19 protein-coding genes and 2 pseudogenes are annotated in these 23884 nt (G+C 59.0%); 11 read left to right on the top strand and 10 right to left on the bottom strand.

Features of this window, described 5'->3' with window-relative positions; all coding sequences use genetic code 11:
* Nucleotides 1-19: 19 nt before the first annotated feature.
* Entirely contained in the window at nucleotides 20-916 is an 897-nt protein-coding gene (locus tag F8N12_RS04690; protein ID WP_150579397.1) for a LysR family transcriptional regulator, read from the bottom strand.
* Nucleotides 917-1037: 121 nt separating this feature from the next.
* Between F8N12_RS04690 and F8N12_RS04685 the strand changes: the two genes are divergently transcribed.
* The 3 genes from F8N12_RS04685 (at nucleotide 1038) to lldD (ending at nucleotide 6641) form a co-directional block, all read left to right on the top strand.
* Complete coding sequence (locus tag F8N12_RS04685) at nucleotides 1038-2684, top strand: GMC family oxidoreductase (RefSeq protein ID WP_150579396.1); 1647 nt, start codon at nucleotides 1038-1040, stop codon at nucleotides 2682-2684.
* A 206-nt stretch (nucleotides 2685-2890) separates the two neighbouring features.
* A complete protein-coding gene (locus F8N12_RS04680; protein WP_150579395.1) occupies nucleotides 2891-4513 on the top strand; it encodes an MFS transporter in 1623 nt (540 codons plus the stop codon).
* Nucleotides 4514-5498: 985 nt separating this feature from the next.
* The gene (lldD, locus tag F8N12_RS04675) at nucleotides 5499-6641 is read left to right on the top strand and encodes an FMN-dependent L-lactate dehydrogenase LldD (protein WP_150579394.1); all 1143 of its coding nucleotides are present in this window, start codon (nucleotides 5499-5501) and stop codon (nucleotides 6639-6641) included.
* A 51-nt stretch (nucleotides 6642-6692) separates the two neighbouring features.
* Here the strand turns inward: lldD and F8N12_RS04670 are convergent, their stop codons facing one another.
* The 4 genes from F8N12_RS04670 to F8N12_RS04655 form a co-directional block, all read right to left on the bottom strand.
* Nucleotides 6693-9164 carry a TonB-dependent siderophore receptor gene (locus tag F8N12_RS04670; protein ID WP_150579393.1) on the bottom strand — a complete coding sequence of 824 codons (2472 nt, stop codon included), beginning with the start codon at nucleotides 9162-9164 and terminating at the stop codon, nucleotides 6693-6695.
* A gap of 205 nt (nucleotides 9165-9369) precedes the next feature.
* Entirely contained in the window at nucleotides 9370-10314 is a 945-nt protein-coding gene (locus F8N12_RS04665; RefSeq protein ID WP_150579392.1) for a FecR domain-containing protein, read from the bottom strand.
* Nucleotides 10311-10832 (bottom strand): sigma-70 family RNA polymerase sigma factor, encoded by a 522-nt coding sequence (locus F8N12_RS04660; protein ID WP_150579391.1) that lies wholly within the window; start codon nucleotides 10830-10832, stop codon nucleotides 10311-10313. Before F8N12_RS04660 ends, F8N12_RS04665 begins: the two co-directional genes overlap by 4 nt.
* Before the next feature lie 152 nt (nucleotides 10833-10984).
* Nucleotides 10985-11353 (bottom strand): DUF427 domain-containing protein, encoded by a 369-nt coding sequence (locus F8N12_RS04655; RefSeq protein ID WP_150579390.1) that lies wholly within the window; start codon nucleotides 11351-11353, stop codon nucleotides 10985-10987.
* Between the two features lie 282 nt (nucleotides 11354-11635).
* On the opposite strand from F8N12_RS04655, the gene F8N12_RS04650 reads away from it, so the two are divergent.
* The 3 genes from F8N12_RS04650 to F8N12_RS04640 all read left to right on the top strand — a co-directional run bounded on the left by F8N12_RS04650 (nucleotide 11636) and on the right by F8N12_RS04640 (nucleotide 14861).
* Entirely contained in the window at nucleotides 11636-13576 is a 1941-nt protein-coding gene (locus F8N12_RS04650; RefSeq protein ID WP_150579389.1) for a DNA topoisomerase III, read from the top strand.
* A gap of 532 nt (nucleotides 13577-14108) precedes the next feature.
* Nucleotides 14109-14438, top strand: a complete 330-nt coding sequence (locus F8N12_RS04645; protein ID WP_150579503.1) for a hypothetical protein — start codon at nucleotides 14109-14111, stop codon at nucleotides 14436-14438.
* A 120-nt stretch (nucleotides 14439-14558) separates the two neighbouring features.
* Nucleotides 14559-14861: a hypothetical protein gene (locus tag F8N12_RS04640; RefSeq protein ID WP_150579388.1), complete on the top strand. Its 303-nt coding sequence runs from the start codon at nucleotides 14559-14561 to the stop codon at nucleotides 14859-14861.
* Between the two features lie 45 nt (nucleotides 14862-14906).
* Here the strand turns inward: F8N12_RS04640 and F8N12_RS04635 are convergent, their stop codons facing one another.
* Nucleotides 14907-16409, bottom strand: a complete 1503-nt coding sequence (locus F8N12_RS04635) for an aldehyde dehydrogenase family protein (RefSeq protein WP_150579387.1) — start codon at nucleotides 16407-16409, stop codon at nucleotides 14907-14909.
* Between the two features lie 613 nt (nucleotides 16410-17022).
* Here F8N12_RS04635 and F8N12_RS04630 point away from each other — a divergent pair.
* Nucleotides 17023-17538, top strand: coding sequence for a DoxX family protein (locus F8N12_RS04630; RefSeq protein WP_150579386.1), 516 nt, complete (start codon nucleotides 17023-17025; stop codon nucleotides 17536-17538).
* Between the two features lie 54 nt (nucleotides 17539-17592).
* A complete protein-coding gene (locus F8N12_RS04625; protein ID WP_150579385.1) occupies nucleotides 17593-18291 on the top strand; it encodes a dienelactone hydrolase family protein in 699 nt (232 codons plus the stop codon).
* A gap of 88 nt (nucleotides 18292-18379) precedes the next feature.
* On the opposite strand, the pseudogene F8N12_RS04620 reads toward F8N12_RS04625, so the two are convergent.
* Nucleotides 18380-19000 (bottom strand): annotated as a pseudogene (locus F8N12_RS04620) (cell wall hydrolase).
* 145 nt (nucleotides 19001-19145) lie between these two features.
* On the opposite strand from F8N12_RS04620, the gene F8N12_RS04615 reads away from it, so the two are divergent.
* Entirely contained in the window at nucleotides 19146-19997 is an 852-nt protein-coding gene (locus tag F8N12_RS04615; RefSeq protein WP_150579384.1) for a CAP domain-containing protein, read from the top strand.
* Nucleotides 19998-20173: 176 nt separating this feature from the next.
* Here the strand turns inward: F8N12_RS04615 and F8N12_RS04610 are convergent, their stop codons facing one another.
* Entirely contained in the window at nucleotides 20174-20842 is a 669-nt protein-coding gene (locus tag F8N12_RS04610; protein ID WP_150579383.1) for an ATPase, read from the bottom strand.
* A 268-nt stretch (nucleotides 20843-21110) separates the two neighbouring features.
* Here F8N12_RS04610 and F8N12_RS04605 point away from each other — a divergent pair, with 268 nt between their 5' ends.
* Together F8N12_RS04605 and F8N12_RS04600 are read left to right on the top strand one after the other, a co-directional pair.
* Complete coding sequence (locus F8N12_RS04605; RefSeq protein ID WP_150579382.1) at nucleotides 21111-21536, top strand: hypothetical protein; 426 nt, start codon at nucleotides 21111-21113, stop codon at nucleotides 21534-21536.
* A gap of 258 nt (nucleotides 21537-21794) precedes the next feature.
* Nucleotides 21795-22013, top strand: a complete 219-nt coding sequence (locus F8N12_RS04600; protein WP_150579381.1) for a PLD nuclease N-terminal domain-containing protein — start codon at nucleotides 21795-21797, stop codon at nucleotides 22011-22013.
* A 137-nt stretch (nucleotides 22014-22150) separates the two neighbouring features.
* On the opposite strand, the gene F8N12_RS04595 is transcribed toward F8N12_RS04600, so the two are convergent.
* The gene (locus tag F8N12_RS04595; RefSeq protein WP_008068184.1) at nucleotides 22151-22699 is read right to left on the bottom strand and encodes a cupin domain-containing protein; all 549 of its coding nucleotides are present in this window, start codon (nucleotides 22697-22699) and stop codon (nucleotides 22151-22153) included.
* A 254-nt stretch (nucleotides 22700-22953) separates the two neighbouring features.
* A pseudogene (locus F8N12_RS04590) lies at nucleotides 22954-23884 on the bottom strand (NAD(P)/FAD-dependent oxidoreductase); the annotation flags it as partial.

Below are 23884 nucleotides of genomic sequence, written 5' to 3'. Positions count from 1 at the left end.
TTCGCGAGCAAAGTTACTCCTACGGGCCGGGCATTCCCAGCAACAGGTTCTGCTCGCGCTCGCACAACTCCACCACGTAATCCCAGACCACGCGCAAGCGCACGGATTTGTGCAGTTCGCGTCGGGTGCTGATCCAGTAACTGCGCTGGATACTCTCGTCCGGCAACAGCGCCACCAGGTCCGGATCAGCGCTGGCCATGTAGCAGGGCAACACCGCAATCCCGAGCCCGGAGCGTGCAGCCTGTTGCTGGGCGATGACGCTGGTGCTGTGGAACACCACCTGCGGATTGCGACAGAAACTGTTGAGGAACATCAATTCCTGGCTGAACAGCAAGTCATCGACGTAGCCGATCCACGCATGCCGGGCGAGGTCTTCGCGGCTGCGCAGCGGCGGCGAGCGACCCAGATAGGTCTGGCTGGCATATAGCGCCAGACGATAGTCTGAGAGTTTGCGCGTGACCAGCATGTCTGCGGCCGGGCGCTCCAGGTGAATACTGATCTCGGCTTCGCGGTTGAGGATGCTCACAAAACGCGGGACCGCCACCAACTCCACTTCCAGCCCCGGGTAACGCTCAAACAACCCGTTCATGCGGCTGGCGAGAAACATGACGCCCAGTCCCTCTGTCACGCCGACGCGAATCTTGCCCAGTGGCGCCGTCGACTGAGTGATTTCCTCTTCAGCCAGCAGTGCTACATTTTCCATCGCCTCCGCGTGCTTGAGCAGCGCTTCTCCCGCCGGCGTCAGCTCATAACCCTGCGCATGTTGAACAAACAACGCAGTCCCGAGACTTTTTTCGATGGCTTCGATATGCCGCGCCACGGTGGCGTGCGTGGTGTTCAACCGCCGGGCGGCGGTGAGCAGGCGTCCGCTGCGCTGCAGTTCGAGAAAGAATCTCAGATCATTCCAGTCGAACATGAACCTTCCTTGAAGTGATGTTGTTTGAAAACGCACAGCGGCTGCGCAAAAACTAACATTCTTTTAACGAAAGCTAACAACTAGGATGACTGACGACAAGAACAACAATAAGAGGTCAGGGATGCAGACTTCCCTTGATGAATTCGATTACATAGTGGTCGGCGCGGGGCCCGCCGGGTGTCTGCTGGCCAATCGACTCTCGGCCTCGGCGCAACAACGCGTGCTGCTGCTCGAAGCCGGTGGCCGCGATAACTATGCTTGGATTCACATTCCTGTGGGTTACCTGTTCTGTATCGGCAACCCGCGCACCGACTGGTGCTTCAAAACCGAGTCACAACCCGGCCTGCAAGGGCGCGCCCTGAGCTATCCGCGTGGCAAGGTATTGGGCGGTTGTTCCTCTATCAACGGCATGATCTACATGCGCGGGCAGGCCAGCGATTACGATGGCTGGGCCGGCGACGGTAATCCGGGGTGGGCCTGGAACGATGTTCTGCCATTGTTCATGAAAAGTGAAAATCACTTCGCCGGCGACTCGCAATTCCACGGCGCTGCCGGCGAGTGGCGCATCGAACGCCAGCGCCTGTCGTGGCCTGTTCTCGATGCTTTTCGCAGCGCTGCCGAACAAAGCGGCATCGCCAGCGTGGACGATTTCAACCAGGGCGATAACGAGGGCTGCGGCTACTTTCAGGTCAATCAGAAAGCCGGGATTCGCTGGAACGCGGCGAAGGCCTTTCTCAAACCGATCCGGCAGCGGCCTAACCTGACCGTGTTGACCGGTGTGGAAGTCGACCGTGTATTGCTGGAAAACGGCCGGGCATCTGCGGTCAAGGCTCAGTGGCAAGGCCAGGCAAAAACGTTCAAGGCGCGCAAGGAAATCGTTTTGTGCGCTGGCTCGGTCGGCTCTCCGGGCATCCTTCAACGCTCCGGCATCGGCCCTCGCCCGCTGCTGGAAAAACTCGGCATCGGCGTCGCCCGCGATGTGCCCGGGGTGGGCGGTAATCTTCAGGATCACCTGCAATTGCGCCTGATCTACAAACTGGAAAACGCGCGGACGCTGAATCAGATCGCGGGGAGTGTGTGGGGCAAGATGGGCATGGGCCTGCGTTATTTGTATGACCGCAGTGGACCGCTGTCGATGGCGCCGAGTCAGCTTGGCGCGTTTGCCCGCTCGGGGCCGGAGCAGACCTCAGCCAATCTCGAATACCACGTGCAGCCGTTATCGCTGGAACGCTTCGGCGAGCCGCTGCACGCCTTCCCTGCCTTCACTGCGTCAGTCTGTGATTTGCGCCCGAAAAGCCGCGGCCGGATCGATATTCGTTCGTCCGACCCGCAACAAGCGCCGGTGATTCAGCCCAATTACCTGAGCGATCCGGAAGATCTGCGGGTTGCTGCCGACGCCATTCGCCTGACCCGACGCATCGTTGCCGCGCCGGCCCTGCAAGCATTCAAACCCGCTGAATACCTACCCGGCGACAGTTTGCAGACAGAGGAAGAGTTGCACGAAGCCGCTGCGCGCATTGGCACGACGATCTTTCATCCGGTAGGCACTTGCCGTATGGGTAATGACGAGCAATCGGTGGTCGATGCCCAACTCAAGGTGCACGGTATTCCCGGCCTGCGCGTCGCCGACGCTTCGATCATGCCGCGCATCGTCTCGGGCAACACCTGTTCGCCTACGCTGATGATTGCCGAGAAAGCCGCGCAGCTGATTCTGGAGCCAGATACCCGAAGCATCGCCACACCCAGGGTGTTAGCCACACACCCGTAATCATCCACGGACATTGCAGGAGCTGGCGAAGCCTCGGGCTGCGATCGGACGATCTTCGTTTTCGAGATCAAAGGTCGCACGCTCCTGCAGGATGTGCAGTACGGGAACTCGACGCAGGTAGCGTCGAATTGACAGGAGCGGCGCCAGCCCACAAGGCCGGCGCTGACAGTGGAACAACAAAAACAATCACTGTGAGGGATACCGATATGTCAGAACATGTTCAGCCTCTGGATGCCGTGCCCGGTGCGATCACCAGCCCGGATACGCGAAAGGTCATCTTTGCCTCATCACTCGGTACGGTTTTCGAGTGGTACGACTTTTTCCTTTATGGCGCCCTCGCGGCGGTCATCAGCAAGCAGTTCTTTGCCGGGGTCAATGACACCACGGCGTTCATTTTCGCTTTGATGGCGTTCGCCGCCGGTTTCATAGTGCGGCCATTCGGTGCGTTGGTATTCGGTCGATTGGGCGACATGATCGGGCGCAAGTACACCTTCCTCGCCACCATCATCCTGATGGGTGTGGCGACTTTCTGCGTCGGCTTGCTGCCGACTTACGCCAGCATCGGCATCGCGGCGCCGATCATCCTTGTAGTGCTGCGCATGTTGCAGGGCTTGGCATTGGGCGGTGAATACGGTGGTGCCGCGACTTATGTGGCAGAACACGCACCGATGGGTAAACGCGGCTTCCACACCAGCTGGATTCAATCGACAGCCACCCTCGGGCTGTTGCTGTCATTGCTGGTGGTCCTGGGTTGCCGCTACTTCACCGGCGATCAGTTCGAAGTCTGGGGCTGGCGCCTGCCGTTCCTGTTTTCCATCGTGTTGCTGGGCATCTCGACCTGGATCCGTCTGAGCCTGCACGAGTCTCCTGCATTCGTAAAAATGAAAGAAGAAGGCAAGGTCTCGAAATCACCACTGCGTGATTCGTTCGGCAAATGGGAAAACCTCAAGGTCGTGCTGATCGCCCTGTTCAGCATCAATGCCGGGCAAGCGGTGACGTTTTATGCGGCGCAGTTTTATGTGCTGTTCTTCCTCACTCAATTCCTGCGCATGGATCCGGCACTGGCCAACAGTTTGCTGATCGTCAGCGTTATGATTGGCGCGCCATTCTTCATCTTCTTCGGCTGGTTGTCGGACAAGGTCGGGCGCAAACCGATCCTGATGATCGGGCTGTTGCTGGCCACTGCGTTGTATTTCCCGATTTTCAAGACCTTGGCCCACTACGCCAACCCGGCAATTGATCAGGCCAGCCGCCAGGCGCCGATCACTGTTCTGGCCGACCCCGCGACCTGCACTTTCCAGTTCGATCCGGTGGGCAAGGCGAAATTCGACAGCCCGTGCGACAAGGTCAAGACCTTCCTGGTCAAGCAGGGCCTGCCCTATTCAAGCGCAGAGGCCCCGGCAGGCAGCGGCGTGCAGGTCAGCATTGGCGACGTAAAAATCGACGGTTACGACGAATCGGCCTTGCGCGGCGCGGTGACCCTGGCAGGCTATCCGTCCCAGGCAGATGCGCAGGCGATCAACAAGCCAATGATCGTGGCGCTGATCGTGGCGCTGATCATCATCTCGGCGATGTGCTACGGCCCGTTGGCCGCGCTGATGGTGGAGCTGTTCCCGACGCGGATTCGCTATACCTCGATGTCGCTGCCCTATCACATCGGTAATGGCTGGTTTGGTGGTTTCCTGCCTACCGTGTCGTTCGCGCTGGTGGTGTACACGGGGGATATTTTCTATGGGCTGTGGTACCCGGTGGTGATTACGGGGGTGAGCCTGGTGGTGGGGATGATCTGTTTGCGCGAGACCAAGAACGTGGATCTTGATACTAACTAACTGACTGGGTCTGGGTGGGTGGCAGTGGCGGGTTTTGATTGGGAGGGTACATATCCGTTGATGTGGTGATGGCTGCTATCGGTTCCGCTCTTACAGCGGGTCACTTTGGAAAAGCCTACGCGGCCCGGCCCAAAGTAACCAAAGCGCCTGCGCCCCTGACGTACGGTGGCTAGCTAAGGCTCGCCATACCCTCGCTCCGGTCCTGCTCCGTGGGCCCGCTGCCATCGGCCATCCATGGCCGGCGGCAGCTAACCCGGCATCCATGCCGGGTTGCCCACTGCGCAGAACCTGCACTCGGCCTTCCGACGGGGCAGATCAAGATCAAAAGCAAAAGCAAAAGCAAAAGCAAAGCAAAGAGCCCGAAGCACCACAGAACCTGTAGCAGCTGGCGCAGCCTGCGTCCGGCTGCGCAGCAGTCGTCTCGTCTCGTCTCGTCTCGTCGTCGTCGATCCCCGAGCATGCGTTTATCTATCAAACCGCGCCGCCTGATTTTACGACTGCTCCGCAGCCGGACGCAGGCTGCGCCAGCTGCTACAAGGATTTGTGTGGTGGCGCAATACCGCAGCCGGACGCAGGCTGCGCCAGCTGCTACAAGGATTTGTGTGGTCGCGCAATACCGCGCGCCAGGTCGGCTATCGGGCCGCCTTGGCGGCTGTAGAGTTGAGCGCACCGTCGGGAGGCTGAGCGCAGGTTCTGCGCAGTGGGCGAGCCGGCTGACCGCAATAACGGATATGTACACCAGCAAAACCTGACCGCCCACGCCATAGCCATACCCATAGCCACCGCTGGCAAGCCAGCTACAGTGGATCGCTTACGTCCTCGGGAAGGAAGGTCGAACCAGAAAAGCTTTCGCGAGCAAGCTTTGCTCCTGCAACTGATCCGAAACCGCAGCAGATTCACAGGCCAACAGAATTACCCCAAACCCAAGCCATTTTCGCTACTCTGACCCAACACAACCGCCCCGCCACTCACCGAACGAGGCACCATGATTATTTCATCCGCATCCGACTACCGCGAAGCAGCACGCCGCAAACTGCCACGTTTCCTCTTCGACTATATCGACGGCGGCGCCTACGCCGAACACACCCTCAGGGCCAACAGCGCCGACCTCACCGGTATCAGCTTGCGCCAGCGGATCCTCAAAAACGTCGAAACCCTGAGCCTTGAGACCACCCTCTTCGACCAGCCGCTGTCCATGCCCGTCATCCTCGCGCCGGTCGGCCTGACAGGCATGTTCGCCCGCCGAGGTGAAGTGCAGGCGGTCAGAGCGGCCGAGAAAAAAGGCATCCCATTGTGCCTCTCCACGGTGTCAGTGTGCTCGATCGAGGAAGTGGTGGCGCAGACCGAGCAAAACATCTGGTTTCAGCTGTACGTATTGAAAGATCGCGGCTTTATGAAAAACGCCCTCGAACGGGCGAAAGCCGCCGGGGTGAAAAATCTCGTGTTTACCGTCGACATGCCGACCCCCGGCGCTCGATATCGCGATGCCCACTCGGGCATGTCCGGGCGCTTCGCCTCGTCACGGCGTCTGCTGCAGGCCATGACCAAACCTCAGTGGGCCTTCGACGTCGGCCTGATGGGGCGCCCGCACGACCTCGGCAACATATCGAAGTACCTCGGCAAAGCCGTCACCCTCGAAGACTACATGGGCTGGCTGGCCAACAACTTCGATCCTTCGATCAGCTGGAGCGATCTGGAGTGGATTCGCGATTTCTGGAAAGGCCCGATGATCATCAAAGGCATACTCGACCCCCAGGATGCCAAAGATGCCGTCAGCTTCGGTGCGGACGGCATTGTGGTGTCGAATCATGGCGGGCGGCAGCTGGACGGCGTGCTGTCGACCACCAGGGCATTGCCGCCGATCATGCAAGCGGTGGGCAATGATCTTACCGTGCTGGTCGATTCCGGCATTCGCTCGGGGCTGGATGTGGTGCGCATGCTCGCGCTGGGCGCGAAAGGCGTAATGCTCGGTCGCTCAATGGCGTACGCGCTGGCGGCCGATGGTCAACGCGGCGTGGAGAACCTGCTCGACATCTTTGCCAAGGAAATGCGCGTCGCGATGACCCTGACCGGGGTCACGACGATCGCTCGGATCGACGAATCGGCACTGGTAAGCACTACCCGATAACAGAAACCAGGACGCCGTGCACAGGCACGGCGTTGGGCGCAGGCGTTTACCTTAAAAACTTGCTTTGACCGACACCATGAAGTTACGCGGATCACCGTAATAGTTGCCGAAACCCTCGGTACCGATGGTGCTGTAGTAGCGTTTGTCAAAAAGGTTATTGCCATTTAATGCCACCGACCAGATGTCGTCGATGCGGTAACCGATGCGTCCGTTCCAGATCGCATAACCTGATTGGCCAATTTTCTCGCCACTGGTGGGCGAGACCCGGAAATTATCGCTCTGCGCGTTGACGCCGGCTCCGATGGTGAACCGCGCAAGTGAGCCGCTCAACGCATAATCGCCCCACATGCGCAGCACATGACGCGGCAAATAACTGTTGAACACGGCACCGTTCAGGCTGCTGTCGATATCATCCAGCGTCTTGGTCTGAGTGTAGGTGTACCCCGCGAGCAATTGCAGGCGCTCAATCACTTCCCCGCTGATTTCCGCCTCGAAACCCTGGGCGCGGACTTTGCCCGCGTTGACGTAGCAGTAGCCATCCGATGACGGGCAGGATGAGTTGTAATCCGTTTGCGCCTGGTCCTTTTGAATGGTGCGGAACAGGTTGAACGAGCTGTTCAGGCGACCATCGAACCAGGCGCCCTTGATCCCCAATTCGTAGCTCTGTCCAACGAGCGGTTTAAGGGCTGAACCGTCCTCTGAGCGGTAGTTGCCTTGTGGCGTGAAGATATCCGAGTAGCTGGCGTAAGCCGTAAGGTTTTCATTGAGGTCCAGCAGCAGGCCGGCAAAGGGTGTGACCTGCCCGGTTTCCGTGGTGCTGGAGTGTTCCGAGGTACCGGTATTGATGAACTCCGAGTCGGTGTCCGAGTTGTACCAGCTCACTCGACCGCCGACGACCAAGGTCAACGGATCGGCCAGTTTGAGGCGCAAGGTCGAATAAACACCCTTCTGTTTGGTGACGGAGTTGACTGGCCCGCCGCGAGACGAGTTATTGATGAAGTAGCTGTCGTCCGGCTCAGGAATATGCCGGTCTGGATTGAATACGTTTTGCCGCTGCGGCAAAAACGCCACTGAGTAAAAGTCATCTTTTTTCGCCCGGCTGGCGTTGAAACCGACCACCAACTCATGACGCTGGCCCAACGCGTCGAACTTGCCATCCACGTAAGCATCCAGGCCGTAGTCAACCTGATCGTAATCGTAGAGGCTGCCCAACATGCCCGTGGTGTTGACCCCGGGTGTGACGGCGCCGGAGGCGAACGCGTATTTGATGTCCTGAGTGTTTTTTGTATAAACACTGGCGACTTTCAGAGCCCAGTCATCGTTGATCTGGTGTTTCAAATCACTGAAAAACGTGGTGCGCTGGCTGCGCCAGGTATTCCAGGAAGGATCAAGACAGGTCGAACGCCCCAGTTGCAAATCACTGCGGTCACGATAACGCGGCAGTCCCCCCCAGCACGGACTTGCATCCACGTCTTCGTAGGCAACGCCGAGCCCGACCGTGGTGTTCGGGCTCAGGTCGATATCAAGAGCGCCGTAGTACACCTGATCCTTGCGATTGGCATCGTCCACAAAATAATGCCGGCTCTGCTGGGCAATCACCCCCCGCCCGCGAATCGTTCCGGCATCATTCAGCGGTCCCCCGGTGTCGACCTGCCCGCGATAATTGTCCCAGCTACCACCGGACAGCGTGATGTCGGTATGGGCCGCAGCCTGTCCGCGCTTGCGCACGAAGTTGACTCCACCCGCAGTACCGCCCGCCCCTTTCATCATTCCCGCGGCGCCGCGCAGAATCTCCACCCGGTCGTAATACGCCATGTCACCGCTGAAACTGTCGGCCTGGACATACAGGTTGCCCATGTCCAGCGGCACACCATCGTATTGGTACTGACCCGACATGCGGAACCCGCGCGAGTAAAAATATTTACCGCCCATGGTCGAATCGTAAACCGTGATGCCTGGGGTCTTTTCCATCACTTGATCGATGGTGTTGAGGTTCTGGTCATCGAGCATCTTGCGGGTCATGACCGTGACCGATTGCGGCGTTTCCTTGAGCGAATGCTCACCCTTGCCAATCGTCACCGCGCCGGTGGTGTACGAGCCGCTGTTCTCGGTGGTTGCGCCCAGCAACTGACCATTGATGTTGGTGGTGCCCAGTTCCAGCGCAGATCCCGCGGCCGGCACTGGCCTCAGCACGTAAGTCCCGTTAGCCTGCGGTTCGGCTTGCAGGCCGCTGGCTCCGAGGATCCGCGCGAACCCTTCACTGACACCGAACGCACCTTTGAGCCCTGGTGAGCGTAAACCTTCGGTTTGTCGCGCATCAAAGGAAATAGCGGCGCCGGCGGCGCTGGCGAAATGACTGAGCACTTCGGTCAGGCTGCCCCCGGCGATATCGAAAGAGTGCACCGATTGCTGCTGCGTCGGCGCCGCTGTTGCTGCGCGAGGCCACGCGGTCATCGACGCTGCCGCGATCAAGCCGACCTTGATTGCCATTGCCAGCCGACCTGGCGCATCCACTTGAGACATGCTTAACCTCCCCCAAAGCTATCAATAAATACTCACTGAGGGATGAGCCGAACGATGTGTCTCAAAAGTGCAAATGATTGAAAAACTATTTTTCCCCAATCCGGCCCACACTGCCGCCGCCCTGTAGCAACTACCGAGGCACGAGGCTGCGTCGCGTGTCCGCAGGACCGCCCTGCGCAGCTACGCGCAAAGTTAACGGACATCTTCAAGCCGAAACATTAACCCAATAACGGCTCAATCGAGTGACACGCAGCGAGAACCCGCTTTCCAGCGCGGCGAGCGCACGGTCGGTATCATCAATTGGAAAGGCGCCGGACACTTTCAATTGAGCGACACGCGGATCGCAACGGAGCACGCCCGTACGGTAACGCGATAGCTCGGCAAGCAGCCCGACCAAGGGCCGATTGATGGCGATGATGCTGCCTTGCTGCCATGCGCCCGTAGACTTATCGTTGTAGCGGACAGTGCCCAGTGCAGCGGCAGTGAAATTGATCGACTGCCCCGCCTCGACACGCACCTTCGGACCGCCGCCAGCGGCGCTGACTTCAACCGCTTTTTCCAGCACGGCCACCTCGCCCCCCTCGTCCCGGGAGCGCACGATAAACCGCGTGCCCAGCGCCAGGACCTCGCCGTGGCGGGTGCTGACGGTGAATGGCCGCTGCGCAGGATCGGCGGCCGTCGTGACCAGGACCTCGCCGCGCAACAGGTGCAACAACCGTTGCCGACCATCGAAACGCAGGTTCACCGAGGTGTCCGTGTTCAGCAGCAATGAACTGCCATCCGCCAAGTGCCATTCACGGCGCTCGCCGACAGCGGTACGCAAATCCGCAGACAGATTCTGGCGTGACTCACTGCGCCATCCCAACCAGCCCAACGAACCGGCCGACGCCAGCACCGCAAAACCGCGCAAGACCTGTCGACGTGATCGATCTGCGCCCCGCAGGACGGGTGATGCCAATGCGCCCGGAACGCTGCCCATCTGGTCGCCGATGGCCGTCATGCGCTGCCAGGCTTGCTGATGCACAGGGTCGGCCATCAGCCATTCATTCCATTGCGCACGTTCGGCATCGGTAGCAACGCCCGATCGAAAACACGCACACCAACGGGCGGCGGCACTGATGGCCCGCAGTTCCGCGGATGACAGGCTCATGGCAGCTCCAGACGAATCTGCATCAGACAGCAATGCTCCATCGCCTTGGCCATATAATTGTTAACCGTACGCACACTGATGTTCAGACATTCGGAAATCTGCGGGTAAGTCAGCCCTTCGAATTGAGACAGGATGAACGTCTGCTTGATTTTGGGCCCCAAGCCTTGCAGCAAACGATCAATTTCCATCAGGGCCTGCAGCAGGATCGCCTGTTCTTCCAGCGAGGTCTGTTGCCATTCGGGCATGGCCGCCAGCGCTTCCAGGTAAGACTCCTCAAGCGAACGGCGACGGAACAGGTCGATCAGCAGCCCTTTAGCAATCATCGACAGGTAGGGTCGCGGCTCGCGAATGTCATGCGCATTGCGCGCCTTGATCACTCGAACAAAGGTGTCCTGGGCAAGGTCGGCGGCATCGAAAGCATTGCCCACACGCTTGCGTAACCAGCCATTGAGCCAACCGTGATGTTCGCAATACAGATCGTTGACGGCGCTGCGCAGAGACAAATCGTTGGCGGACATGACGATGGAATGGTTCGCGACTGATAATGACTCGCATTATCGAGCCAGCCACCAACGATTGGCAAGAGCCGCTGACAGCAAAATGCCCCAGCACATTGGCGAACTACACAGCTGCGCGAGCTGCCCACTGCCAGTGCGCAGAACGGGACAAGTCACTCAACGTCTTTGAGAATCTCGAATGTCACCTGATCGGGATAGAACGCCACATAATCCTTGATCTGCGCCACCGACACTTTGGGATCCTCATACGTCCACACTGCATTGGCGCCCTCGTGCCCGGGAATCTGCAGGCTGTAATAGCTCGCGTCGCCTTTGTAAGGGCAGTAGCTGGTGTGGTCGGTACGGGCAAAATACTCTTCGGCAATGTCCTCACGCGGCACGTAATACACCGGCGGGTAGTTAGCCTCCAACAGCACCAGCGCGCGGGTGGACGCGGCAACTTGAATACCGTGGAATTTTACCAACAGACAACCTGGCTGCTCGGCGATAGTAATGACAGGACTGGGACCGGTGCTTTTCATGACTTGCATTCCTCGTTACGACGACAAACCTGTGGGAGCGGGCAAAATGCGAAATCCGCTTTGCCCGCGATGGGCCATGCAGCGGCTGCAACAAATGAGACCACGGTTGATCAGGTATAACGCAAATTTTCAGTCAAAAGCGCCTGCCAGCCCAACGGAGTGCAGTTCGTCTGCAGCAAACCGGCGCAACAGCTTTGCTGTACATCCATACAGATAAAGATTGCCCGATCGCTTCTCAGCCGCCATCCTGTGGTTCTCGGCACTTGATGAACGATGGTGGTTATGCGGCTGTACCTCTGTGAAAAACCTTCCCAGGCCAAAGACATTGCGGCGGTGCTTGGCGCCAGACGGCGCGGCGACGGCTGCTGGCTGGGCACAGACGTCACGGTCACCTGGTGCATCGGCCATTTACTGGAAACCGCCCCGCCGGATGCCTATGACGCCCGGTACAAGCGCTGGGTACTGGCGGATCTGCCGATCATTCCGGACAAGTGGAAGATGACCGTCAAACCGCGCACCGCCAGCCAATACAAAGCGGTCAAGCGTCTGCTCGGTGAAGCCGATGACCTGGTGATCGCCACCGATGCCGACCGTGAGGGCGAGATGATCGCCCGGGAACTGGTCGAGCATTGTCGCTACCGCGGGCCAATACAGCGCTTGTGGTTATCGGCGCTCGATGACGCGTCGATCCGCAAGGCCCTGGCTTCGCTGAAGCCCGGCGCCGAGACCTTCAGCCTGTATCACTCGGCACTCGGGCGTTCACGGGCGGATTGGCTGATCGGCATGAACATGAGCCGGTTGTTCACTTTGCTCGGAAGACAGTCCGGTTATCAGGGCGTTTTGCCGGTGGGCCGGGTGCAAACGCCGACCCTGCGTCTGGTCGTGGATCGTGATCGCAGCATTGCCGATTTCGTGCCGGTCGCTTACTGGGCCATTGACGTGCAACTGCTGCACGAGGGCACGGCATTTACCGCGCAGTGGCGCGCGCCCTCTGACGCGTGCGACGATCAGGATCGCTGCCTGAATCAGCCGCGGGCGCAACAGGCAGCCGCGGCGATGCTCGGCGCGACGACGGCCCGGGTGATCAAACTCCGCACCGAGCGCATGCGTGAAGTCGCACCACTGCCGTTCGATCTGGGCACGTTGCAGGAAGTGTGTTCCAAGAAACTCGGGCTCGGTGCTCAGGAAACCCTAGACATCGCCCAGGCGCTTTACGAAACCCATAAAGTCATCACCTACCCGCGCAGCGACTGCGGTTATCTGCCTGTCAGTCAGCACGCTGAAGCATCAAGCATCCTCGCGGCGCTAAGGCAGGCCGATCCCACACTGAGTGCCTTGCAGGATCTTCTGCAACCGCAACGCCGTTCGCGCGCCTGGAACGACGCCAAGGTCAGCGCTCACCACGGGATCATTCCAACGGCTGCGGCGAAAAATCTCGAGCGTCTGGTGGGCAAACAGCGTGCGGTCTATACCCTGATCCGCGCTCGCTACCTGGCGCAGTTTCTGCCCCATCACGAATACGATCGCACTCAGGCCGACTTTGACTGTGCCGGGGAAACCTTGCGCGCCGTTGGCAAGCAGATTGTCGAAGCGGGCTGGAAGCGTGCCTTGCCCGAAGCACTGGCGCCGGCCAAAGGCCGCGAAGCCCCGCCAGCGCAAACGCTGCCCGCATTGGCCGAGGGCGGTGACTGCGCAGTGGCCGATGTCAAGCTGAAGGATCTCTGGACCCAGCCACCCAAGCCGTTCACCGAAGGCGACCTGATCAAGGCGATGAAAAACGTCGCCAAACTGGTGGAGGATCCGCTGCTCAAGCAAAAACTCAAGGACACCACCGGCATCGGCACCGAGGCGACCCGCGCGTCGATCATTCAAGGCCTGCTCGACCGCGGTTATCTGATCAAGAACGGCAAGGCACTGGCGGCGACGCCGGCCGCTTTCAGCCTGATCGACGCGGTACCACGCGCCATCGCTGACCCGGGCACTACAGCCATCTGGGAACAGGCCCTGGACATGGTGCAAAGCGGCGAGATGAGCCTGGAAGAATTCGTCACCAAGCAAGCCGCGTGGATGAGCAAGCAGGTCGCGCGATGTGCCGGCCTGAGTCTTACCATCAGCGGCCCGGCCGGACGGGGTGCGACACCCTGGAAAAACAAACGCAAACCCGCCAAGCGCAAGCCTGCAACCTCTGCCAAACGCAGCGCAAAGCCCGCCAGGAAAGCCTGATCGCGCAAAAACGTTCCGCAAACATCAGGCGATTTTAATTCCAAAATGTCTTTGTCGGACAATATGTAGTGTCTGAAAATAATCACTACAAAACCGTTGACGCCTCCGATTTGCCCTTGCATGATGCAGACGTCACCCCGATCGGGAGACAGGCAACATGTTTGAGCAAGCTCGTCTGACCGCCGAGCTGTTATTCCGGATACACGCTGCCCACAAGGCAGATTGAAGAAGCTGACCTGGCCTGAACGTCCAGTACAAGGACGAGAAGCGCTGGCGATCAATCCTCATGAAGCTTGTGACCGACCCTCAAAGCGTCGGCAGTGGCCAAAAGGTTTTCGCCGCTTCTCCTCGTTGTGACGCTATTGCGTAGCAGTTATTCAACACGACTACATGCAACAGATGCGTGCCCCCGTCATTTCGACGGTCGAGCGCTGACGTCCTGGTTTCGGTGCCAGGGATCAACTAACCGATGGGCTACCTGTATTAGCGAATCAACTTTGAAAGATCACCAAATGGTCAAGGGGTTTACATGATGAATCTGAATAATCAACCGACTATCGATGAACTGGCTCGTCTGTTCGCTGCGCAAAAAGACAGCCACGACAGCCACATTCTGTGGATCAGCAAATCGGGTCAGGTGCACATCGACTGCCTGTCGCCGCACACCCATGAAGCCGAGTTCGACCGGAACAACCAGAACCTGCTGGCCCGACTGAAGATGTACCGTCGCGGCCAAGGTTATGTCGGCAAGAAAGCCGCCGCTGACAAGGACTTCATCGGTAATGTGCTGCAAACGCTTAAACAGGCCTGGGCCTCGATGCAGAACCAGAATGAAGCGCGGGTGATCGACCGGTTCTACTGATACGCCTGATAACTGAAAAGGCCCCGCCCGAGTCATCGAGCGGGGCCTTTTGTTTGCCGTCTGCACAAAAAATGCAGCTATTGTTAACGGTATCCAGCAGTGAGCCCATGGAGATGAGAGATGAAGTCCGTTTTGACAATCATGGCGTTGTTGATGACTGCGAATGCCGCTCAGGCCAACAGTGTCCCAGGAGTGCCGTCATTCATCGTTGAGTGCCCCGGAAAACTGTTGGTGCAGGCGGACCAGGATGGAGCTGTAATGATCGGTACCCAGGAAGCCGAAACCAAAGCCATCAATGACCGTCGTTTTGAGTCCAAGGGGACGGATGTGACGCTTGCAATCGTGATCGCCGAAGACGATTCGGTCGCAGTCTCGTCCAAGGGCAAAGCATCCAACGGAGTGTGCGAGTCCGTAGAGGACTGACGCGGTAGTAAAACCGCGTCTTGACTGGTGGTCGTCTGGGGAATGTTAGCGTTTCACCGACAGATCGGTCTGCCGCATTCTGCTCCGAATGGTGAACACGCCGTCACCCGAGAGAATCGCGCTGCGGGCGAACAGCCGTCCGCTCTCCCAATTGGAAAGACCCAGTTCCGGCTTGTTCAGAGCGTACTGGCCGTCGACCCAGCGGGTGATGCCATCGCCAACGAACGGAGCGTTGACTGCGTTATAGAATCGTTCCTGAGTCGCCGCATTTTCGCTGATCAGCGACACGGTGAACTGCGGACTGTAGTGGTTGAACAAAGCAATGCCGCTGTCGAGGTCGTCGATAATGTTCAGGCTGACTTCCGGCGTCTCCTCCCACTCCCACTCTTTACCGAGCTGCTCTTGCGCCAACGGCTCGGCCAGAGGCTCAGTCCGGTAGCCCTCGGGGCGACAGACCTCAACGCTGGCGGTTTGCCAATCACTCGGCAAGTACGTTTCGCTGCCTGCGACGATGTGCAACTTGCACCCCTGCCCTCGTGCGAGGCCGGCCTGTTTCAGCGCGTCGAGGAACAACGGCACCAGGTCGGCGGCGCGGTCTCGGTGAATCAGACAGACGTTGAGGGTGTTGCAGACTTTACGGTCCAGCGAGTTGCGCACCACGGCGGCGAAGCGCCCGGCATCGGCATCGTGTTCGGCTACCAGCCACGCGCCGCCAGTACCGTGCAGGCTCACGGCCGTACCGGCCTGTTGCGCGATGCTGCCCAGCTGACTGACCGCGCGCCCCGAACCGCGAGCCACCGCCAGTGAAAGACGCCGATCGGCAAACATCGCCCAACCGGCAGCATGATTGACGCTTTCCACCAGCGACACCGCGCCAGCCGGTAATCCGGCGGCCTCCAGTGCCGGATTCAAGGCGTGTGTGACGATCGCTTGCGCCGTCCCCAACGCATCACTGCCGATGCGCAGCACCGCGGTGTTGCCGGTGCGCAACACACCGGCAGCGTCGGCGAAAACATTTGGCCGACCTTCAAACACAAAAGCGACGATGCCCAACGGCGCGACCACTTGCTCGACGGTCCAGCCGTCATGCTCGACGCTGCTGATCACTTTGCCACGGGATGCCGACGCGTCACGCCAGGACCGCAGGCCGGCAATCATGTCACTGCGCATGCGCTCATCGGCGAGCAGCCGTGTGGTCGATCGCCCACGCGTCTTCGCTCTCTCGATATCGGCGCGGTTGGCGCTCGCGATCAACGCCCAGCACTGCGGATCTTCCAGACGCTGGGCAAAATGTTCAAAGAATTCGCTGATGGCGTCATCGGAAACGGCTGACATCGCGCGAAACGCGGATTCGGCTCGCGCGATCGCGAGTGTCGCCGCTTGCTGGTCCGCCACCGGGATCAGCAGCAATTCACCGCTGACCTGCTCCACCAGCAAATGGTCCCCAGGCTGAAAACGCGCGGCCAGTTCGGGGCTAACCACCGTGACACGGTTACCGGCGAAAGGAATCGGCGTGCCAGCGACTAGACGTTCGAGCGCGAGAGACATGAAGCGGTTTCACCATGCAAGGGACGGCCGGAAAATGTATAGCAAATCTTCCTGAGCGTCATCTCCCCGACGGAGACACGGCTCCTGTAGCAGCTGGCGCAGCCTGCGTCCGCCTGCCTCTGTAGCAGCTCGCGCTGCACCCGCCGCCTTTGTAGCAGCTGGCGCAGCCTGCGTCCGGCTGCGCAGCAGTCGTTTGATCAGCGGTCGCGGTGTGTCAGAACACCCATGTTACGACTGCTTCGCAGCCGGACGCAGGCTGCGCCAGCTGCTACAGGGTTGCAAGGTCGCAAGGTGCAGGGTTGCAAAGTCGCAAGGTCGCAGGGTTGCAAGGTCGCAGGGTCGCAGGGTCGCAGGGTCGCAAGGTCGCAGGGTCGCAAGGTCGCAAGGTCGCAGGGTTACAGGATTACAAGGCCACCACGTGACGTCTTGTATCCGCCTGTATACAACCCCGCCTCAGACACACCAGCCCATAAAAGCCACCCGGAAAGACACATCACGGATACACCCGCTTGATCAACTGTGCCGGTCGATTGGCTCCGCCGATCAAAGCGCATCACACCCCCGCGCGGGGCCTGCTGCAGCCCCCCCTCCCCGACTACCGGAGATCAAGCCCATGACCACCTCACTTTCATCGGCCGTGAAAGGCCTGCACCTGAACCTCGACCGTGCCGGCCACTGGCTCACGCCGCTGACGCTGCGCGTGTTCCTCGCCTGGGAGTTTTTCGAGTCGGGGCTGGAGAAATTCAATGGCGAAAACTGGTTCGCCGACATTCAGCAGCGCTTCCCATTTCCCTTCAACCATGTGCCGGCCACCTGGAACTGGGAACTGTCGATGTGGGCTGAGTTGATCTGCGCCCTGGCGCTGCTGGTCGGGCTGGGCACGCGTATCAGCGCATTCATCCTGATTGTGGTGACGATCGTGGCGACGGCTGCCGTTCACTGGCCCGCCGATTGGTCTACATTGAGTGAGCTTGCCCAAGGCTATGCGATCAGCAACAAAGGGCACGGCAACTTCAAACTGCCGCTGATCTACCTCGTCGCCCTGCTGCCCCTGGTTTTTTCCGGCGCAGGCAAGCTCAGCCTCGATGCGCTGCTGTCGCGATTCTTCTGGCACCGCGACAATCGCTGAAATGATAACGTGGCAGCCTTCACCTTTACTTCACTTGTGCAGACAGGAGCCACCATGAGCGTGACCACCCAATGGATCGACATCGACAGCGCCGACGGTAAATTCGGCGCTTACCTGGCGATTCCGCACACCGGCAAGGGCCCGGGCATCGTACTGATCCAGGAAATTTTCGGGGTCAACGAACACATCCGCTCGGTCGCCGAGCAATACGCGGCCGACGGTTACGTTGTGATCGTTCCGGACTTGTTCTGGCGCAGCGGCCACCGTATCGAACTCACCTACGATGAACCGGGCTGGAAACGCGCCGTCGAGTTGATGAACGCCACCGACATCGACAAAGCCCAGGCCGATATCGAACTGGCCATCAATGCCTTGAAAGCACATCCGGGTCTGGACGGCGGCATTGCCTCGATCGGTTACTGCTTCGGCGGCCTGCTCTCGTACCACACCGCTGCCAATGGCTTGGTGGATGTGGCGATCGCCTATTACGGTGGAGGTATCCAGGACCAGCTGGAACGTGCCGATCAAATCGAAGTACCGCTGCTGATGCATTTCGGTGAAGAAGACAGCCACATTCCGCTGGAAGCCGTGGAGAAGATCGCCGAACGTTTCGAGAACAACGAAAACGTCGAGATCGTTGTGTATCCGCAGGCCCAGCATGGTTTCAACTGCTCGCACCGCGACAGCTACAACCAGCGGGCATCGGCCGAAGCTCATGGCAATACATTGATCTTCCTGGGCATGGAACTGTAAGTCCGCAATATTGAACGGAGCACGGCCCGGTTGATGAAGCTGATCGAGTCTTCTTCGCCGGCAAGCCGTGCTCCTGCAGCCTGGCGCGCTACTTCGTCGTTCCTTCCTGCGGTTTGTAGAACCTGAACAGTCCGATGTCTACGGTTTTGATGTAAGTCCTCGACCAATCCGGACGCACCGTACGGTCGTGGAAATACAGCGCCCCTTTGGTCCGGTCCGCGAGCTGCCGGTTGAGCGCCTTGCGGGCGATTTCCTTGGCGAGCGCGTAAGGCGCTTCTTCCTGAACCGAATCCGCGCGACCGTCGCACCACTATGAGAACTGGCAGTTCCTGGCTTCTGAACCCTGCTTGACCACACCGCACACCGTGTCCGGGAAACCCTTGTGGCCGAGCCGATTCATGACGACGCTGGCGACAGCTTCCATGTCTGCGGAATCCTTGCCCTTGGCTTCCCAGTAGATTGATCGCGCCAGGCAGGTGATGGCGTCATCGAGCGGCGCGGCGCCTTCGGGGTCTACGGCCTGAACTTCTGATTGGGTGATGGCTTCGGCTTTCGGCGCGGGCGTCGAACGGCTGTTATCGGCGGCTTTTTGCTCGAGGACTTCAGCCTTGTTTTCGGCCGCTTGTTGCTTTTGTTCCTGTTCGGCGGCAGCTGCCGGACCAACGAGAAGAGTGATTGCGAGGAAGGTGGCTATCCAGTTTTGGCGCATAGTCGGATTAACTCGGTTGGCCGTGGTCGGTTGAGTGTAGTAGTGAAATGATAGCCACTGGTGTGCAACATTTTGCGCAAATGCACTGCCTCAACAGGCGCAACTTCACGCATCATGGGCACCGTCCGTTCAAGGGAGATATTTCATGGGTTTCACATCATTCGTCAGGCGTTGTGCCGCGTTGTCGTTGGGTCTGTCGTTCGCCATGAATGCATGGGCGGTCGATGAGAAACAGCTGATCGACTCGATCAACGTCTACCGCAGCGAAGTGCAGAAATGTGCCGGCGAGGTCTCGTCCGAGCTGCCACCGCTGGCTGGCGACCCACGGCTGGCGCTATCGGCCACTGGTGTGGGCAATCTGCAGCAGGCGATGACCACCGCGGGTTATCCGATGGTCAATGTGCAGGCGATCAGCCTGTCGGGGCCGCGGGACGCGCAGTCGGCGATGACGGCCATTCGCGAAAGCTTCTGCAAAGTGGTTCTCGATCCGCAGTTTGTCGATATTGGCGTCAGTCGCGAAGGACGCGAATGGCGCATTGTGCTGGCGCGCCCGCTGTTGAGCGCGCGCTTGGGCGACTGGCAGGCGGAAGGTCAAAAGCTGCTGGCCGAACTCAATACCGCACGCAGTCGGGCCCGCCAGTGCGGCAGCCAGAACTTCGCCGCCGCCGCGCCGCTGACGTGGAACGCAGTCCTGGGGGCAGCGGCCGAAAGCCACTCTCGGTCCATGGCCAACAACAACTACTTCGATCACAAGGATCGCGACGGTCGGACACCGGGCGACCGGGCGGAATTGGGCGGTTACATCGGTCAGCAGGTCGGCGAGAACATCGCCGCCGGGCAAGATACCGTGCGCAGAGTGGTTGACGGCTGGGTCGCCAGCCCCGGTCATTGCGCCAACCTGATGAATCCGCAGTTTCAGGAGCTGGGCGCGGCGTACGCGGTCGATCCGAAGAGCGATTCGGGGATTTACTGGACAGCTATGTTTGGGACGCCGTGAAGCCTGAACGAATCAAATGAAGGGGCCGCTTCGCTGCCCAACGGGGGCAAGCCCCCTCGCCACATATGACTGCCAGTGAAAGCGGCCTTGCTCATGAAGGAGCCGGGTCAGCCAACATTGATGTGTGCTGGAAGCCCACAATAGGGATCAACATCCTGCAAGGGCAAGTGGGCGGGTTACTGAACCGCAAGCTGGGCGATGGTGCCGGAAGATACAAGTGCTTTGAGTGATGAGTCGAACTGCTTCAGAGCATTGACTTGCAACGCAGTTTGCTGCTCGATCTGCGCCGCAATCTCTGGCACCGCTTTGCCTTTCACCCACACTGAAGGCATCTGCTGCATCCGCGAGCCTTCAGCCTTGCCGATGTATTGCAGGTTCGAATCGTAAAACTTCGCCATGAAGCGCGCTTCAACCTGATTGTTGCGCTTGGACACCAGACGGCTGTACGTGTCGAGCATCACCACCACATCCGGTCGGGCCTGCATCAGCGCGTCCAGGTTGTCGTAGACCGTCACCGCCGCAAACTCTTTCTGCAACGAAGCCATCAGCCAGTTGATTGCCCGCTGAGGATCGGAACTGTCGACGAACGCCCGGCTGATCCGCGAATCCAGCTCGGTGTTCTTCGCGCCTTTGAGCGCTACAGAGTGGTACTGCTCGAGGTACGCCAGCGTGTCGATGGTATTTTCGCTGTACAACACGCCAACCGTTTGAGCGTGCTGCAAATGGGCGGCGCTGTCGGCCACCGGCAGGAAATGGCAGGACGGTTCGGCAGCATAAGCCGGCACGACAGCCGTGAAGCTTCCGGTCATTACGGCGATAAGGGCCAGCCAGGTAGACATTCTCATCGCGCAGGTTCCTTCAGAGGCGAGTCAGGTATGACGCTATCCTCCTCTCATGACAGAAAAACAGAACTTGCGTTTCTTGATGATCGATATCGATTAAACCAATGATTGTCCTGACCAGCGCAAATTTGTGACAGCGGCCGAAGGCCGCGTCCGACACTACCTCGCGTACTAGCCGAAAACGTATTGAACCGCACGCCCTGTCGAAGTTTCGAAACTCTACCAGCGCTGAACTAAGCTCCAGGGAAGCGCCATTGGAGAGGAAAACCCGATGAACAGTAGAGTTCTGCTTCTGATCGCCAGCCTCAGCCCCACCCTGGTCTTCGCCGAAGCCTGTGACGTGCAGACCCGCTCGCAAAGCACGTCCGTGCCGGTCGTCGAATCCCATAGCTGTTACGAGTACGAAGGCATGCCGGTAAACTCCATCGACTGGTCTTGCAGCAATGAAAGCAAGGAAATGGTCACCAGTACCAAGAAAAAAGTCGCCCAGTGCGAAGAACGTTATCAGGCGACCTGCGTCGCCACGCTGACACAGGAATCACTGGCGAACCCGCATTCCACCAGCAAAGACAAAAACAGCGAGCGGCCCAACGTACCGGACAACGCACAGGTCACTACCTATTATTACGGCGCCGATAACCTGAGCCAGGTAAAGATTGATTGCGAATCGGGCGGCGGTCACTGGAAACCGAAATAACCCCGTATGACCCGTGAACTCCGTAGCCCCCATACGACCCGTACGACCATACGACCCATATGACCGTACGACCATACGACCATACGACCCATATGACCGTACGACCCGTACAACCCATATGACCGTACGACCCGTACGGTCCGTAGGAGCTGTCGAGTGAAACGAGGCTGCGATCTTCCAATCGAACTCGCCGCTAATAAAAAGATGGAACCCGGCTGCAAAAAAACCACCTAATGACAAGACCTTAGGAGGTGACCAATGCAAATCGAAACCATCTGGATCGTACTGGCGGCAATTCTTGTACTGGTCGAGCTATGGGCTATCAACAAAGTCCGCAAAGCCGAAGGCAAATCCAGCGACAAAATGGTGTGGATCGTTGTCATCGTGTTCGTGCCTTTGTTCGGTTTGATCGCATGGGCAGTGGCGGGACCCAAACACAAGAATCCAAATCCGCATTCGCCGCAGGCCAGGCAGTAACTCAAGCTTGCATGCGTCAGTTGTCAGGAAGAGCGAAGATTAAAAACAAAGCCCCGATCGGAAGTCGGGGCTTTTGTTTTTTTTTCGGGACTGCGGACGCAGCCTTCGGCAGCTGCTACAGAGTGTTCGTTTCAGGATCAGAAGTTCGCCGGAGTGTTGGCGCTGATGATTTCCGCTTCATCCTGACCGATGTTGCGAAACCGATGCGGCAGCGTCGTCGGGAAATAATAGCCATCGCCGGCATTCAGCACACTGATCTGCCCATCCACCGTCAGCTCGACCGTGCCGCGCGTCACGAGTCCGCACTCCTCGCCTTCAGCATGCACTATCGGCTCTTCTCCTGAACTTGCTCCGGGTGCGTATTGTTCACGCAAGAGTCGCATCTGCCGGCTCGGCACCGACGCACCGATCAGCAGCAAACGCAGGCCGTGGCGGCCGAGGTCGGGCTGTTCATTGGCGCGGAAAACGTATTGGTGTTCACGAGGCGGTTGGTCGAAGGTGAAGAAATCCGCGAGGGACATGGGGATGCCTTCGAGCAGCTTCTTCAGGGAGCTGACGGAGGGGCTGACGCGGTTCTGTTCGATCAGGGAAATGGTGGCATTGGTCACGCCACTGCGCCGGGCCAGCTCGCGCTGGGAGAGTTTGTAGCTTTCGCGTACCAGTTTGAGTCGTGAGCCCGTGTCCATGACAGCCTTATGCGAGAAATACTTAAGGGTTATGGGGGTGGATGGCGGGCGACTTTTGGCCGCGAAAGTACCGCTTTCCCTGTCCCGGAAATTAAAGGCGGGTATTAAATCACGTTTGCGGTTGTTGCTGTAGGCTGAGGTAGATGGCGATTGGGGGGTGCATGATTGGGTTTGTGTCTGCAGTGATGGCCTCTTCGTCGGAACGCCGCCCGGACCAGGCTCACTTCTACAGTTTGATTCGGGCCGCCAGACTGTGGGAGCGAGGCAAAAGCGTCGAAACGTTCGGCGTCGCCGCGGATCATTTCACTTATCAGTTTGCCGGCCAGGTGCGAACAGGTGACGCCGTGACCACTGTAGCCCTGCATGTAGTAGGCGTTTTTCTCGATGCGACCGAATTGCGGCATGCGCGACATGGTCAGCAGGAAATTGCCGGTCCAGCGGTAATCGATCTTCACGTCCTTGAGCTGCGGGAAGGTCTTGAGGATCTTCGGCTTGATCAGCTGTTCGATGTCATCCGGCTCACGCGCGCCGTAGACCACGCCACCGCCGTACAGCAGGCGGTTGTCGGCGGTGAGGCGATAGTAGTCGAGCAAATAATTGCAGTCTTCCACACAATAGTTGTTTGTGATCAGGCTGCGCGCGACGTGCTCGGACAACGGCTCGGTGACGACGATTTGCGAGCCGCACGGCATGCTTTTGCTGGTCACTCGATTGTCGAGTCCTTGGGGCAGATACGCGTTGCCGGCGATCAGCAGATAGTTGGCGCGCACGACGCCTTTGGCGGTGCGAATGGTGATCGGCTCGCCGTAGGTGATTTCCAACGCCGCCGACTGTTCGTAGATCTTGCCGCCCAGGCCAATGATCGCCGAAGCTTCACCGAGCGCCAGGTTCAAGGGATGGACGTGGCCGCCCTGCAGATCAAGCAGGCCGCCGACGTAATTGTCGCAACCGACTTCACGTTTGATGTCTGCCGCGTCGAGCATCTTCAGGTTTTCGTTGCCGTAGCGTTCCCAGTTGCTTTTCTGCTCGGCCAGGCCTCTGAGCTGCTTTTTATTGAGCGCCGCGAAGATGCCGCCAGGCTGGTAATCACACTGGATGTCGTAGTGCTGGATGCGCTGACGAATGATGTCGGCACCTTCAAATATCATGCTGCCCAGCACTTCAGCGGTCTTGTCGCCATAGCGG

The sequence above is a fragment of the Pseudomonas fluorescens genome (assembly GCF_902497625.1).
Classification (GTDB): domain Bacteria; phylum Pseudomonadota; class Gammaproteobacteria; order Pseudomonadales; family Pseudomonadaceae; genus Aquipseudomonas; species Aquipseudomonas fluorescens_BQ.
Note: the sequence above shows the minus strand (reverse complement) of the source record. Positions and strands in the feature narration are given on the sequence as shown.